The organism is Streptomyces sp. NPDC033966 (assembly GCF_055575955.1).
Genome location: NZ_JBVIRQ010000002.1, coordinates 109,786 through 122,873, shown reverse-complemented (window position 1 = coordinate 122,873; position 13,088 = coordinate 109,786). Strand labels below are relative to the sequence as shown.

Below are 13,088 nucleotides of genomic sequence, written 5' to 3'. Positions count from 1 at the left end.
ACGATCATCGCCGCTTTCGCCGTGACAGGGAAGGGTCCAAAGCCCTCCGCGTCGACAGCGGCTCCCCGGCAGTCGATTCCAGCGCGAGGCGATGGGCAAGAGCGCTGAACCGGCCCCGAGTTGAGGTATGTGCAAACTATTGTTGACAGTCGAGGGATGGTGGAGCAGGATCTTGCCCATGCCGCCAATGGGGCGGGCCCCTCGCACTCGCGACGGGCCTTCCGTATGGCTGTATGCGCCGCCCAAAGGCAGCGATCCCCACGGGGGAGGGTCGCAACTTTGGTCATGGGCAGCACGACTGCGGCCCGGCCAACGCCCGCGGGCGGCGCACGGCATGCCTCCCGCAGGACTACGCCCGACGGCCCGCGGTGGAGGCGAAGCCGAGCCAGGTGTGGCGATTGTTCCACCAACACCACCCGACCTTGGGTGCGTTGCGCCGCTCGAGGCCGTCCCGCCCGGTCCCGTTGCTGATCCAGATCGCCGGAGTGCGGGCGTCCGGCGTGCCGTTGGCCTTGAGCAGGCGCGACCCGATGGTCATGAAGCAGTGGTTGCGGTCGAGCGCGGCGGGCTGCTGGAGGACCCAGTGGATGCCTTCGGTGAGCAGGAGCGGGGTGCGGCCCTCCTCGCTGAGGGCGGGAAGCGCCTCGTCCGGGCTCCAGTTGGCCATGCGGTCGCCGCGGTCGAGGCCGCCGACGAGGTAGAGGGGCGAGTCGGGCAGCTCGATCTGGTGGGGCGCGAACCGGTCGACGTCGTGCATGTCGGCGACGACGAAACCGGACTTCCCCTCCCGCCGCAGCAGCGGTGCGAGGGCGGAGGCGGGGGCCCGGTCGGGGTGGACGGCGAGCAGGACTCCGTCGCCGCCCGCGCCCGCGAAGGCCCGCAGCTCGGCGGCGGAGGTCCCGGCGATCTCGGGCACCCCGAGCTCGATCAGGCGCTCGGCCTGGACGGAGAGCGGCGGAAGCGCGGTCGCGGCATCACCGGAAACGGTTTCGGGCAGGGGCACGGTTACTCCCTCGGTGTGTGATCGAAGCAGTGGGCGGTCGTGGCCGGAGGCCGGGCGGCTGGTGGCGCCTCCCCTGAATTGCTCAAACTTGACTACCGCAGAACCGTACGGCGCCCGGTGCAATTAGTCAAACTTGATTACGTGCCTCGCGCGACCGTCGGCCGCCTCGCGGAGCCATAAGCTAGTCAAAGTTGTCTTGAAGGGAGACGCCCATGTCAGCGATCCGCCTGCTGGTCCTCGGTGCGGTCCGCCAGCACGGACGGGCGCACGGCTACCAGGTACGCAACGACCTGGAATTCTGGGGCGCCCACGAATGGTCCAACGCCAAGCCGGGCTCGATCTACCACGCGCTCAAGCAGATGGCGAAGGAAGGCCTCCTGCTGGCCCACGAGGTCGCCCCGAGCACCGCCGGCGGCCCGCCCCGCGTCGAGTACGAGATGACGGACCGGGGCACCGAGGAATACCTCACCCTGCTGCGCCGGGCGCTGACCTCCTACGACCAGAAGACGGACGTACTGTCGGCGGGCATCGGATTCATCGTCGACCTGCCGCGGGACGAGGCCGTCGCGCTCCTCAAGGAGCGGACCGAGAGGCTCCGGCAGTGGCGTGCCTCGGTCACGGAGTACTACACGCCGGAGGGCGGCCCCGAACAGCTCGGGCACATCGGCGAGATCATGAACATGTGGGTGCACTCGGCCGACAGCGAAGAGGCATGGACCCGCGGCCTGATCGAGCGGATCGAGAGCGGCGCCTACACCTTCGCGGGGGAGGGCGAGCCCTTCGTGGGCGTACTCGCGGAAGGCCGGCCCAACCCGTACACCACGGGCCCGCACCCCGAGGACGCCCACTAGGGGGTCTTTCGGATCAGGCCGGTCCGACGCGTCCGGCTCACCGGCGCCCGGCTACAGCCCGGCGAACGCCAGCGCGGTGGCGGTGACGGAGCCGGCGATCGTGGCCGCGAATCCGGAGTCGTGGTCCTGGTCGAGGAGCGTGTCCCCCGGGGTGTGGTACTGCCGGGTGCCGGTGCCCGGCGCGCCCTCGGGAGTGGAGAAGAGGTCCTCGGACACCGCGACGGCCGCCCATCCCCGCTCATGGAAGCTCGCGTGGTCGCTACGGCCCACCGCCGGATCGCCGGGGCCCGTGAGGTGCTGGACCGTCACCGCCGGGTCGAAGGCCGCGATGGTGCGGGCGACGAGGTCGCCGAGCGCGTCGGAAGCCCCCACGACCGGACCCGGTACGGCGGACCCCGCGTGGATCTCGGCCTTCGGCACGCTGCCCCGCTGCAATCCCGCGATCATGTCCATCTGGAAGACCCCGGCGATGCGGTCGCCCTCCGCGGCGGCCGCCCGTGCGTAGAACTTGCTGCCCACGAGGCCCTGCTCCTCGGCGTTGAAGAGCACGAACCGCACACTGCGGGTCGGCCGCCCGCCGTCCGCGAGCAGGGAGGCCAGACATTCGGCCGCCGCCATGACCCCCGCCGTCCCGCTACCGTCGTCATCGGCCCCCGGCGCGGGGTCCACCGCCGGGTCGTAGGGCCGGGGTGCGCCGTCGTCGTCCACGAACTCACCGCCGGCCGCCGTCGAATCCAGGTGGGCCGTGATGAGCACGGCGGCATCCGCCCCGGCGACCCGGTGCTCCGCCTCCAGGTTGAACAGTTGCCGCCCCCGCCACCGGAACGGGTGCTTTCGGACCTGCAGCCCGAGCTCCCGGAACCGCCCGGCCAGTGCCTCGACCACCAGCGCGTTGTCCTCGGCGGCCGCGTCCCTGCTGCGGACCGTCAGCGACTCGCCCTCGACCAGCGGGTCGGCGCCGGAGATGCGCGCCACATGGCCGCGCAGGGCCTCGGAGGTCACCGCCGCCCGCACCGCGGCCATCACCTCGGGGGACGGGAGGCCGTCGCCGGACGACGCGGCCGCCAGGCCCGGGTGCGGGCCCACGGCCGCCTCGCCGGGCCGCGAGAGGAGCGCCGGGTCCGGCAGCAGGCATTCGGTGTCTCCCGGCCTGGCACCCGGCCGGTGCACCTCCTCGACCCGTGCACCGGCGGGCACGGCGAGGTACACACCACCCGGTGCGGGCCCGAGCGGGACGGCCGGCTCGGCGCCGCTCCCGGCCAGGGCGTCGGCGATGAAGCCGTACAGGGCCTCGGCGCGCCGTGCCGCCCCGGTCGCCGACCCCGCCGAGTCGCCGGAGCCCTCGTCGCGGACCAGGAAGGCCGACCTGTCGTCCACCGGTTCCCGCAGTTCCACCGTGAACCCGGCACCTTCGAGCACTTCCGCACCGAGTGCGCTCGCCATGCCGAGCACGAGCCGCTCCGAGGCCACGTGCACGGGGACGACCTCGGTCGTCTCCGCCACCGCGGCCAGCTCCGGCAGGCCCCGGCCCGGAGGCAGGCCGATCCGCGCGAAGAGCACCGGACGATTCTCCATCGCGGCGAGGGCGAACACCGGATGCGGAGCCGTCCGCATCCCCGCCTCCCGCGCGAACGCCCGCTCCTGGGCGTCCTCGCCGACGAACACGCAGTCGTCGGCCGGTACGCCGCCGGCGCCCGCGACCGCCAGATCGAAGATCCCGCGGCTGTCCTTCACGCCCCAGCGCACGAGACCCGCGTCCGTGAAGCGTCCGGGAAACGCCCCTTCGAGGGCCGCCGCCGCCCGTTCGGCCGCGCCGTCGCCCGGTCCGGGGTTGGAAATGATGCCCTTGCGCACGCCGGGGAGGGCATCGAGGACGGCGACCACCCGGGGCCGGGGCCTCAGTGTCAGCGAGCCGTCGGGCTCCATCCGGGCATCCGCCAGCGTGGCCCCGATGTCGAAGAAGAGCACGGACATGTGAAGCGCCTCCCAAGTGTGTGGGTTCCCTCACCGTCCTCTGCCCGCCACCCGCCCGCCCGCTGCGCGCGCCGCGCCGCCCCTACCCGATCGGCGTAAGGAACCGCCGCGGACGCCGGCGCCGGCTCGTTCCCCACGCTGTGGTCCCGCGGGGACGGCGCGGCCGATACCGTTGGGGGAGAACTCAGTTCCACGCGAGGGAGGCCACGATGAGCGACCAGCCGGTTCCCGGCGGCCCGGCGGCCCGGCAGCAGCTGGAGCCCGCGGCCGCCGACGCGGTACGCGCCTACGCGCAGAAGACCCGCGCCCAGGCCGACCAGTTCGCCGCCGCCCTGGAGGACATCGCCGCGAACGGCCTGCCCGACCCGGCGCAATGCCGTCCCTGGGAGGAGCTGCGCGAAGCCCAGCTGGCCCGTCTCGTCGCCCAGCGCCCGGCCGTCGCCTGATGGCGCCGCAGTACGACCGCCGCCGCGCGCGGATCGCCTTCTCCGACGCCGCCGCCAAGCAACTGGAGAACCTCACCAGCGAGGCCGGGCTCCACGCCCTGGACCGTGCCCTGGTCGTCGTCTCCGTCGACCCCGACGTCGGCGAGCCGATTCCCGGAGACACCCTCGGCCCCCGGCTGCGCCAGTACGCCGACGAGGTCGAAGCCGTGCGCGTCCTGTACTTCGTCACCGCCCTGCGCACCGTGGTGGTCGTGGCGTACTTCGAAGTCTGATCGGGACGGGAGGGCCGCCCGCGCTGTGGCGGACGGCCCTCCCCGAGCTCCTGGCGGTGCGTCAGTCGACCTTGTGCCAGTGGGTGACCTGCACGGCGCCGTCCTCCGCGCCGATGTTCGCGTACATGGCGAGGTGTTCGGGAGCGAGGAAGGTGTCCTTCTTCTCCTGGAAGAACTCCTCGTTGTACCAGGCCACATCGAAGATGACCTTGCCGCCGCCCTGGCCGTTGCGCTCAACCCAGGTCCGCTGCCAGTCGTACGGGCCGTCGGACTGCTCGGCGAGGCGCTCGTCGGAGGCCCGTAATGCCTGGACGCACCGCTCCAGCGACTCATCGGAGCCGAGGTCGATCTCGCAGTGGGACTGGGCGACGATGGTGCGCTCACCCCGGCGTCCGGGCGCGGAGTCGCCCAGGAGCACCAGTTCTCGGATGACGGGATTGCCGGGAAGTACCGTGATGGACATGGGTTTCCCCCTCTGGAGGGTGGCAGGGTCTGCCTGGCACCCTCTGAGATCAGAGACACGACGTACTCGACCGTTCCTGGTCGATTTTCGACGCTAGGGACGCCTCGGCGACCCGTCAACGCGCAGGAGCGTAAACCGGCCACCTGCTCCCGCGCCTACTCCTGCACGGGACCGGCCGGCTGATCGGGGATCCGGGACTCCTTCGGAACGTCCGCGTGGGCGCGGTTGCGCAGGAGCACCGGGCTGCCCGCCAGGGTGACGAGCAGCGTTCCCACCCCCGCCAGCTCCAGGGCCCCGGCCCCGCCGAGCAGTGTCGTGGCGGGCCCGCCGAGGGCGGTCCCCACCAGGTTGGCGCCGTTCAGCGTCGCCCCCGAGGTGGCGAAGGCCCGGCCCCGCACCTGCTCGGGGACCCGGGCGTGGATGAGGTTGCGGATCGCCAGCCCCTGGAGGGAGTTGGCGACGCCGGTCAGGACGAACGACACCAGCGAGAGGGCGAAGACCGGCACCGCGGCCCCGACGGCGAGCGAGGTCCCCATCAGCACCCCGGCCCCGACCAGGACCCGCGGCTGCCACTCCAACGGGACCCGCGGGGCGATCAGCGTGGAGGAGGCGAGCATCCCGACGGTGTGCGCGCTGACCAGAAAGCCGTACCCGGTGCCGGACACGTTCAGATCGTCCCGGATGAAGAAGACCCGGGCCACGCTCAGCACGGCGGTGAACACGATCGCCGACGCCAGCGCGAGGATCGCGGTACGCAGCAACCGGTCCCCGCCCAGTACCCGCACCCCCTCCCGGACCTGCGCCGGCCAGCTCCCTCGCGCCCCCTCCACGGGCTCGCGCCGCACCTTCAGGCAGGACAGCACCACGGCCATGCCGACGAAGGTGGCCGTGTTCGCCAGCAGGGCGACCCGTACGTCGAACACGGCGATCAGGACACCGGCCAGCGCCGGCCCGGCCACGTTGCCGGCGGACCGGAAAGCATCGAGCCGGGCGTAGCCGCGGGCGGTGTCGTCGGCACCGACGATCCGCGGGACCAGCAGCAGCAGCGCCGGGGACGCCAGGGCCAGTCCCGCCCCGAGCAGGACGAGCAGGACGAGCGTGACGACCAGGTCGGTCACGAACACGAGCCCCGCGCTGACCAGAGCCTGCAGAACCGTCACCGCGACGACCAGCCGGCTGCTCTCGACCCGGTCGACCAGCGGGGCGGCCAGCGGCCCGACCACGACCAGCGGCAGCACACCGGCGATGACCAGGGCCGAGATGGCGACGCCCGAGTGCCCCTGGTCGTGCAGGCGGAGGGTCAGGGAGAGGATCGCCATCTGGTCCCCCATGGAGGACATGCCGTACGCGGCCGCCACCACCGTCAGGACAACACCACGTTTTCCGAGCATCAGCAGATGCTGCCAGCCCCGCACCGCCCCCGGCAGCCGCAGGCACCGGATCCAGCCAGCCCCGGCCGCCGCGTTCGGGGCGTCCGAGCCGAACAGCGTCCGGTCCGGGATCTCGAGGTCCCGCGCCCGCTCGGGGTGCGTCCACTCGATTCCCGTTCCAGGAGTTCTCCTTTCCGCTCTGACAGCGTCAGGGCTCCACCGGGGACGAAAGGACAAGAGGAATGACCAAGTCAAGGCGCAGGTTCGGCATTGGCGCCGTGGTGGCCGCGGTCGTGGCCACGACGATCACCTTCACGGGACCGCAGGGAGCCAGCGCGCAGGACCAGGCACGCCGCGGCTGGGACCACTTCACCTTCGGCGTTCCGTGGGAGGAGTCCTACGGGTACTCGCAGGGCATCCGAGCCGGGGACGAGATCTACATCTCGGGGCAGGTGTCCCACGACGCGGCCGGGAACTTCGTGGGCGCCGGCGACTTCGAGAAGCAGGTGCGCACGTCGTTCGAGAACCTGGACAAGGTCCTCGCGCACTACAAGGTGCCGCGCAGCCAGATCATCAGCATCAAGATCTTCACCAAGGACCTGCGCCAGAACTTCGACGCGGCCGCCCGGCTGCACAAGGAGTACGTCGGCAAGCACCGCACGACCGACACCATCGTCGGCGTCTCCGAGCTGTCGGTCCCCGAGCAGCTCGTGGAGATCGAGGCCATCGTGAAGGTCTCGCCGCGCTCCTGACCGAGCGGGCCGCGCGGAACCCCCGCGCGGCCCGCCCGGCACCCCTTCGGCTCCTCCGCGGAGCGAGCCGGGAGACCGTCACCACTGACGCTTCACGGCGGCCTTCGTGCCGGTCACCAGGCTTGCCGGTGGAACGTCATCGGCCACGACCGCGCCGGCGGCGATCACGGCGTCACGGCCGATGCTGACGCCGGGCAGGATCGTTGCACCGGCGCCGATCCACACGTTCTCCGCGACGTCGATGGGCGCGCCGGTGAGGTACAGCCGCCGCTCCTCGGGATCGACCGGGTGCCCGCTGGTGATGAACGTGACCTTCGGACCGACCATCACGCGCTCGCCGAGCCGGATGCCGGCGTAGTCCAGGAACGTGCAGTTCTGGTTGATGAACACGCGCTCGGCGAGGTCGAGACGCAGACCGTGGTCCGTGTAGAAGGGCGGATAGATCGTGACCCTCGGCGGCAGCGGCTTGCCGAGGATCTGTTCCAGCAGTCCGGCCTTGCCCTCCTCGTCCTCGAAGGGCAGGACGTTCAGTCGGGAGGTCAGTTCGGTGACCCGCAGGACCCTCTCGGACATGGCCTGGAACTCGGCGCTGTGGATGCGCATGAGTCGGTTGGTGGGCATGCCGCGATTCTTCCGTGCGCGCGGGTGACCGGACAAGATCCGGTCGGTCCGGTCAGGAGAAGCGGCGGACGAAGACGTCCGACTTGCCGTTGGTGTCGCCGGCCACGATGTCGTCGGCCGTGGACTGGAAGACCACGTCGAGCCCTCCGGCGCTGACCGCGTCGGTCCCGGCCGAGGCGGGCTGGTCCGAGACGATCCGGTCGGTGCCGGTCTCCAGGTCGCGCAGGACCAGCGACGGTCCGCCCGTGTCGTGAGGTGCGTACAGCAGATGCCGGCCGGTGGGATCGATGGCCACGCCCCGCACGTTCGGTACCGGTCGGCTGGTGCCCGCTCGCAGGTCGTGGACGTAGGTGTCCGGGCCCGAGAGGTAGACGACCGTGCTGCCGTCGTCGCTGAGCTGGAGGAGCGACGCCGCTGCGGACGGGCCCTCGACCGGGCCGGAGCTGGTGCCGGTGGTCCGGTCCCACACGAAGACGTTCTGCGCCTTGCCGTCCTGGTAGGCGACGTAGCGCCCGTCGCCGCTGATGGACGGCCGGGACGCGTAGGTGTGGTCGAACGCGGCGACGGTCACCCTGGCGCCGGTGTTCCAGTCGTGGACCTCGACGCGCTGGCGGTTGGTGGGCGCCGGCTTCCTGATGAGGAGGGCGAGGGCGGTGTAGCGGCCGTCCGCACCCAGTGACGGCTGGTCGCAGCTGTAGGCCGAGCAGTTCGGGGAGGCCGTGCCTCCCGTGCTCACCTGGTACTGGCGGATGCGTACGTCGTTGAACCACTGCAGGGGATAGGCGACGTACCCCCCGTCGCCGCTGATCACCGGGGGCTGGAGCGGGGTGTAGTCCCCGAACCGCCTGGTCTGGCCCGTCTGCTGGTCGCGGACGAACACCCTGTCGCCGCCCGTCGTGCTGTCGGACGTGAGGTTCCTCGCCGACGACGAGAAGACGACGTGGCGGCCGTCGGGCGTGATCGAGGCGCTGCCGGAGCTGTCGTCGCCCTGGCTGCCGTCGGCCGCGACGCTGATCCGCTCGACGCCCGCCGTGGCCCCGCCCGCCCCGCCCGCGGGCTCGGCCCAGGCGGCTCCGGGCAGCACCGCCGTGACCGCGCAGACCGCGACCGCCGCGCTCAGGGCGGCCCGTACGCGTCTGGCGGTGACCGTGTTCGTGTTTCCCCTCATTTTCCCCCCAGTCAGGACAAACCCTGTCCTCCGATTCCCCGCCGGAGGACCAGAGCATGCAACCGCGACGGTGCTGTGGGGTCAATGAGGCACATGCCCGAGAGGTGCGGTTCCGGCCATGGGGGAGCGGGCCGGGGCCGGCCGGAGCGCGAACGCCCGCGAGGCCGGCGGACCGACGTCGCGGAGCGTTGCCGCGGCTACCGGCTACCGGCTACCGGCTACCGGCTGAGCGACCGGAGCGCCGCCACGTCGTACGCCTTCAGCTCGTCGAACCGGTTGCCGAGGACCTTCGCCGCCCACTGCGGGTCCTGGAGCAGTGCCCGGCCGACGGCGACCATGTCGAACTCGTCGCGCTCCATGCGCTCCAGCAGGTTGTCGATGTCGCCGAGCGCCGCGCCCTCGCCGGCGAAGGAGCGGATGAAGTCCCCGTCGAGGCCCACCGAGCCGACGGTGATGGCGGGCCGGCCGGTGAGCTTCTTGGTCCAGCCCGCGAGGTTCAGGTCCGAACCCTCGAACTCCGGGACCCAGTAGCGCCGGGTGGAGGCGTGGAAGACGTCGACGCCCGCCGCCGCCAGCGGGGCCAGGATCGCCTCCAGCTCCTCCGGGGTCTGCGCGAGCCGGCCGTCGTAGGCCTCCTGCTTCCACTGCGAGTAGCGGAAGATCACCGGGAACTCGGCCGAGACGCGCTCGCGGACGGCGGCCACGACCTCCGCGGCGAACTTCGTACGGGCCACCGCGTCGCCGCCGTAGGCATCGGTGCGGCGGTTGGTGCGCTCCCACAGGAACTGGTCGAGCAGGTAGCCGTGGGCGCCGTGCAGTTCGACGCCGTCGAAGCCGATCCGCTCGGCCTCCGCGGCGGCGTCGGCGAACGCGCCGATGACGTCGTCGAGGTCGGTGCGGGTCATCGCCCTGCCGGTCCCCTCGGTGCCGTCGACGCGGATGCCGGAGGGGCCGACGGCGGGCGCGTCGGGGTACGGAGCCTCGCCCTGCTTGCGCACCATGCCTATGTGCCACAGCTGGGGCACGATCGTGCCGCCCGCCTCGTGCACGGCCGCGGCGACCTTCGCCCACCCCGCCAGCTGCTCCTCGCCGTGGAACCGCGGCACCCGGTCGCTCTGCCCGGCGGACTCGTGGCCGACGTAGGTGCCCTCGGTGATGATCAGGCCCACCCCCGCGGCGGCCCGGCTGGCGTAGTACGCCTGCACGTCCTCGCCGGGCACGCCGCCGGGGGAGAACATCCGCGTCATCGGAGCCATCGCGATGCGGTTGGGGACGGTCAGGCCGTTCAGCGTGACGGGCCGGGAGAGGATCTCGGCCGCGCGGGAGGCGGTGGACGTGGTGACGGTCATGCGGGTCCTCCGGATTGAGGCTGTGGCTCGTCGGACGCCGACGAGAAGTGCATAGTACACACGCTATGTATCATGCATATTGCGGGGTCGGCCCGCCGGCCCGCGCGGGTCGGCGATAATGGAGCGCCGGAGGGAGCGGGAGGCGCAGTGCTGGAGAAACTGGAGCGGGAGCTGATGCTGCTCTCGCGGCACCAGGTGCTCGCCCGGCGCGAGCGCGACCCCGAGCGCCTGGAGCGTTCGGCGTACCTGCTCCTCAGCCGGATCGACACCCAGGGCCCCATGTCCATCGGCCAGCTGGCAGAGGCCTTCGGGCTCGACACCTCGACCGTGAACCGCCAGACGGCCGCGCTGCTGCGGTGCGGACTCGCCGAACGCGTGGCCGACCCGGACGGCGGCATGGCCCGCAAGCTGCGCATCACCGCCGAGGGCGGGCGCCGGCTCAGCGGAGACCGCGAGGTCAACCGGTCCTGCCTGGCCCGGGTCGTCGCGGACTGGTCCCCGGAGGAGGTGCGGGCGCTGGAGGACGTCCTGGTCCGGCTCAACCGCAGCGCGGAGGCCCTCGAAGGACGCTACTGGCCGCGCGCGGAGGACGACGACGCCCGCGCCGCCCGCCGCCCGCCGGCCCCTCGGGAACCGACGCCGCGAACCACGTAGGACCTCACGGGTACAGGCCGTCCTCGTGTACCCGCCGGGCCAGCTCGATCTTCGTGTGGGCGGGGCGGCCGGCCTGCCGGTACTTCTCCTTGACCTGGTCCAGGTAGTACTTCGCGGTGTGGTAGCTGATGCCCGCCCGCCGGGCGGCCGCCTTCAGCGTCAGCCCCGAGGCGTAGTCCCGCAGCACCTGCCGTTCCCGCGGCGCCAGGTGCGGCCGGGCCGGACCGGTGTCGTGCGCCCAGGCGAACGCGAGTTCGGGTGAGTGTGCCGTGCCGCCCGCGGCCACGGTTTCGACGGCGTCGACGAGGGTGTCCAGCGCGTGGTCCTTCGTCAGGTAGCCGTCCGCTCCGGCCGCGACGGCCGCCACGATCCGGGCGCGGTCGGTCACGGTACTGATCAGCAGGACCTTGCTCCCCGCCGCCCGCACCCGCCGTACGTTGGCCTCCGGATCCGACCCGTCGCGCAGGACGAGGTCCAGCAGTACGACCTCGGCCGCCACCGCCGGCCGTGCGAGCAGCTCATCCACCGTGGCCGCGGTACCGACGAGACGCAGCCGCTGCTGACGGGCGAGCCAGGAGCCCAGCCCGTCGAGGAGCATGCGGTCGTCGTCGACCACGGCGATGTCGATCACGCAGGCCACCGCAGTTCGACGACGGTGCCCTCACCGGGCCGGCTGTCCACCTCCGCCACCCCGCCGACGGCGGCCAGCCTGCCGCGTACGGAGCGGCGCAGCCCGGTACCGCCACCGGCACCGCGGCGGCCGGGCCCGGCGACGTCGAAACCGGTGCCGCGGTCGGCCACGGTCACCTCCACACCGCCACGGGCGCCTCCGACGACGGTGACGTAGGCGGTGTCGGTGCCCGAGTGCCTGCTCACGTTGTTCAGGGCCTCGGAAACCGCGGCAGCGAGGGCTGCGGCCACCTCCCGGGGCAGGTCCGGCACGGCATGGAACTGCGCCCTCAAGGTGAGCCCCAGACCCTCCGCCCGCCGCACGGCCTCCTCCAGCGCGGCCCGTGCGTCCGCCGCTCCGCCCGCGGACGGGCCGTCCGGCCGGTCATGCCCGTCCTCGGACTCGACGAGCCGCCGCACGTACGCGGCCTCGCGGGCACAGCGTTCGCGGACGGCCGGGGCATTGGCGTCCACCCGGCCCGCCCCGATCGTGGTGAGGGTGGCGAGCACGGTGTCGTGCAGGGCCGCGTGGTGCGCCGTCCGCTCGGCCTGCCGCGCGCGAGCCGCCTCGGTGGCCACCGCCCGGTCGTGTGCGGCGTCCAGCAGGACTCCCTGGCGCCGGGTGTACCACCAGGCGCCGCTGGTCAGGGCGACACACGTGGCGATCGCGCTGAAATGATCGAAGACATCCGCCGGGTCCGGTTCCGGCACCGCCCCGTGCACGGCCGGCGAGGTGGCCAGCAGCAGCACCACCGCGAGGGCCGCGCCACGCCACCCGAACGCCACCACCGCGGCCGCCGCGGCCGACAGGCTCTGCACCATCAGCCAGCCGTGCGGTGCCACGGCCGGCCCCTCGCCGATGACGGCGACGGCGATCCACGGAAGACCGCACCCGGTCACCAGCACGTCGGCCCAGACCCCCGGGCCCGAGAACCAGCCGCGAACGAGGGCGGGCACGTAGAGGACCACCGAGAGGGCGCAGACACAGGCCAGCAGGGCGATGCTCCGGCCGTCCACCCGGCCCTCGAGCACGACGCCCGCAGCGGCTACCAGGTGCGCCAGACGGAACAGCGCCGTGGCCTTCACCGCGAACCCCCGCGCACGCCGAAGCCCCACCCCTCGCCCCCCCATGCGACGAAACCCCACCGGTACCCGCCCATATCGGCGGGTGTCGTGCCTTCAGTGGATCTCGCTGGTTTCTCGGCGTCAAGACACTCCTCGGACACGCTGCGCCGGTCGCGATCCCGCCCCTGCGGCCGTCATCCCTTGAGCCGGCGGTTGACCTCCTCGCCGATCCGACGGTTGAGCTCGGCCAACTGCTCGGGGGTGTAGGCGGTGAGCCTGCTCGCTGCCGATCGTGGCGGTCCAGGTGGTGCCGCCCGTGGGGCACCTCGAACACCCGGTCGTCGTTGTAGCAACAGACGTCCCGGTACTCGGCCTTGATCAGCGCGATGACCGCCTTCGGGGAGGTCCCTGTCATGGCTGAACGGACGTTC

General features: G+C 72.4%; 14 protein-coding genes. 5 read left to right on the top strand and 9 right to left on the bottom strand.

Going from position 1 to position 13,088, the window contains the following annotated elements; translation table 11 throughout:
* Window positions 1-349: 349 nt before the first annotated feature.
* The gene (locus ACZ518_RS06100; RefSeq protein WP_469112330.1) at window positions 350-997 is read right to left on the bottom strand and encodes a DUF5701 family protein; all 648 of its coding nucleotides are present in this window, start codon (window positions 995-997) and stop codon (window positions 350-352) included.
* 218 nt (window positions 998-1,215) lie between these two features.
* Between ACZ518_RS06100 and ACZ518_RS06095 the strand changes: the two genes are divergently transcribed.
* A complete protein-coding gene (locus ACZ518_RS06095; protein WP_469111800.1) occupies window positions 1,216-1,854 on the top strand; it encodes a PadR family transcriptional regulator in 639 nt (212 codons plus the stop codon).
* Window positions 1,855-1,905: 51 nt separating this feature from the next.
* On the opposite strand, the gene ACZ518_RS06090 is transcribed toward ACZ518_RS06095, so the two are convergent.
* On the bottom strand, window positions 1,906-3,828 hold the full coding sequence (locus ACZ518_RS06090) for a M20/M25/M40 family metallo-hydrolase (protein WP_469111799.1): 1,923 nt from the start codon (window positions 3,826-3,828) through the stop codon (window positions 1,906-1,908).
* 209 nt (window positions 3,829-4,037) lie between these two features.
* Between ACZ518_RS06090 and ACZ518_RS06085 the strand changes: the two genes are divergently transcribed.
* Window positions 4,038-4,274: a hypothetical protein gene (locus tag ACZ518_RS06085; RefSeq protein WP_469111798.1), complete on the top strand. Its 237-nt coding sequence runs from the start codon at window positions 4,038-4,040 to the stop codon at window positions 4,272-4,274.
* Window positions 4,274-4,546 carry a hypothetical protein gene (locus ACZ518_RS06080; RefSeq protein ID WP_469111797.1) on the top strand — a complete coding sequence of 91 codons (273 nt, stop codon included), beginning with the start codon at window positions 4,274-4,276 and terminating at the stop codon, window positions 4,544-4,546. Before ACZ518_RS06085 ends, ACZ518_RS06080 begins: the two co-directional genes overlap by 1 nt.
* 61 nt (window positions 4,547-4,607) lie before the next feature.
* Here the strand turns inward: ACZ518_RS06080 and ACZ518_RS06075 are convergent, their stop codons facing one another.
* Window positions 4,608-5,009 (bottom strand): hypothetical protein, encoded by a 402-nt coding sequence (locus ACZ518_RS06075; protein ID WP_469111796.1) that lies wholly within the window; start codon window positions 5,007-5,009, stop codon window positions 4,608-4,610.
* A gap of 155 nt (window positions 5,010-5,164) precedes the next feature.
* The gene (locus ACZ518_RS06070) at window positions 5,165-6,400 is read right to left on the bottom strand and encodes an MFS transporter (protein ID WP_469111795.1); all 1,236 of its coding nucleotides are present in this window, start codon (window positions 6,398-6,400) and stop codon (window positions 5,165-5,167) included.
* A gap of 221 nt (window positions 6,401-6,621) precedes the next feature.
* Between ACZ518_RS06070 and ACZ518_RS06065 the strand changes: the two genes are divergently transcribed.
* A complete protein-coding gene (locus ACZ518_RS06065; protein ID WP_469111794.1) occupies window positions 6,622-7,131 on the top strand; it encodes a RidA family protein in 510 nt (169 codons plus the stop codon).
* A gap of 78 nt (window positions 7,132-7,209) precedes the next feature.
* On the opposite strand, the gene ACZ518_RS06060 is transcribed toward ACZ518_RS06065, so the two are convergent.
* The 3 genes from ACZ518_RS06060 to ACZ518_RS06050 form a co-directional block, all read right to left on the bottom strand.
* Complete coding sequence (locus tag ACZ518_RS06060; RefSeq protein WP_469111793.1) at window positions 7,210-7,752, bottom strand: DapH/DapD/GlmU-related protein; 543 nt, start codon at window positions 7,750-7,752, stop codon at window positions 7,210-7,212.
* Between the two features lie 52 nt (window positions 7,753-7,804).
* Window positions 7,805-8,920, bottom strand: coding sequence for a hypothetical protein (locus ACZ518_RS06055; protein WP_469111792.1), 1,116 nt, complete (start codon window positions 8,918-8,920; stop codon window positions 7,805-7,807).
* A gap of 218 nt (window positions 8,921-9,138) precedes the next feature.
* Entirely contained in the window at window positions 9,139-10,269 is a 1,131-nt protein-coding gene (locus ACZ518_RS06050; RefSeq protein ID WP_469111791.1) for an NADH:flavin oxidoreductase, read from the bottom strand.
* Between the two features lie 174 nt (window positions 10,270-10,443).
* Between ACZ518_RS06050 and ACZ518_RS06045 the strand changes: the two genes are divergently transcribed.
* Window positions 10,444-10,923: a MarR family winged helix-turn-helix transcriptional regulator gene (locus tag ACZ518_RS06045; protein WP_469112329.1), complete on the top strand. Its 480-nt coding sequence runs from the start codon at window positions 10,444-10,446 to the stop codon at window positions 10,921-10,923.
* A gap of 4 nt (window positions 10,924-10,927) precedes the next feature.
* Here ACZ518_RS06045 and ACZ518_RS06040 read toward each other — a convergent pair whose 3' ends face one another.
* Both ACZ518_RS06040 and ACZ518_RS06035 read right to left on the bottom strand, forming a co-directional pair.
* Entirely contained in the window at window positions 10,928-11,554 is a 627-nt protein-coding gene (locus ACZ518_RS06040) for a response regulator transcription factor (RefSeq protein ID WP_469111790.1), read from the bottom strand.
* Complete coding sequence (locus ACZ518_RS06035) at window positions 11,551-12,678, bottom strand: sensor histidine kinase (RefSeq protein WP_469111789.1); 1,128 nt, start codon at window positions 12,676-12,678, stop codon at window positions 11,551-11,553. The genes ACZ518_RS06040 and ACZ518_RS06035 overlap by 4 nt, the downstream gene beginning before the upstream one ends.
* Window positions 12,679-13,088: the final 410 nt, after the last annotated feature.

Excerpts from the sequence above, each read along its gene's own strand:
- ACZ518_RS06095 (WP_469111800.1), top strand. The coding sequence starts at position 1,216 with ATGTCAGCGATCCGCCTGCTGGTCCTCGGTGCGGTCCGCCAGCACGGA.
- ACZ518_RS06090 (WP_469111799.1), bottom strand. The coding sequence starts at position 3,828 with ATGTCCGTGCTCTTCTTCGACATCGGGGCCACGCTGGCGGATGCCCGG.
- ACZ518_RS06085 (WP_469111798.1), top strand. The coding sequence starts at position 4,038 with ATGAGCGACCAGCCGGTTCCCGGCGGCCCGGCGGCCCGGCAGCAGCTG.
- ACZ518_RS06080 (WP_469111797.1), top strand. The coding sequence starts at position 4,274 with ATGGCGCCGCAGTACGACCGCCGCCGCGCGCGGATCGCCTTCTCCGAC.
- ACZ518_RS06075 (WP_469111796.1), bottom strand. The coding sequence starts at position 5,009 with ATGTCCATCACGGTACTTCCCGGCAATCCCGTCATCCGAGAACTGGTG.
- ACZ518_RS06070 (WP_469111795.1), bottom strand. The coding sequence starts at position 6,400 with ATGCTCGGAAAACGTGGTGTTGTCCTGACGGTGGTGGCGGCCGCGTAC.
- ACZ518_RS06065 (WP_469111794.1), top strand. The coding sequence starts at position 6,622 with ATGACCAAGTCAAGGCGCAGGTTCGGCATTGGCGCCGTGGTGGCCGCG.
- ACZ518_RS06060 (WP_469111793.1), bottom strand. The coding sequence starts at position 7,752 with ATGCCCACCAACCGACTCATGCGCATCCACAGCGCCGAGTTCCAGGCC.
- ACZ518_RS06055 (WP_469111792.1), bottom strand. The coding sequence starts at position 8,920 with ATGAGGGGAAACACGAACACGGTCACCGCCAGACGCGTACGGGCCGCC.
- ACZ518_RS06050 (WP_469111791.1), bottom strand. The coding sequence starts at position 10,269 with ATGACCGTCACCACGTCCACCGCCTCCCGCGCGGCCGAGATCCTCTCC.
- ACZ518_RS06045 (WP_469112329.1), top strand. The coding sequence starts at position 10,444 with ATGCTGCTCTCGCGGCACCAGGTGCTCGCCCGGCGCGAGCGCGACCCC.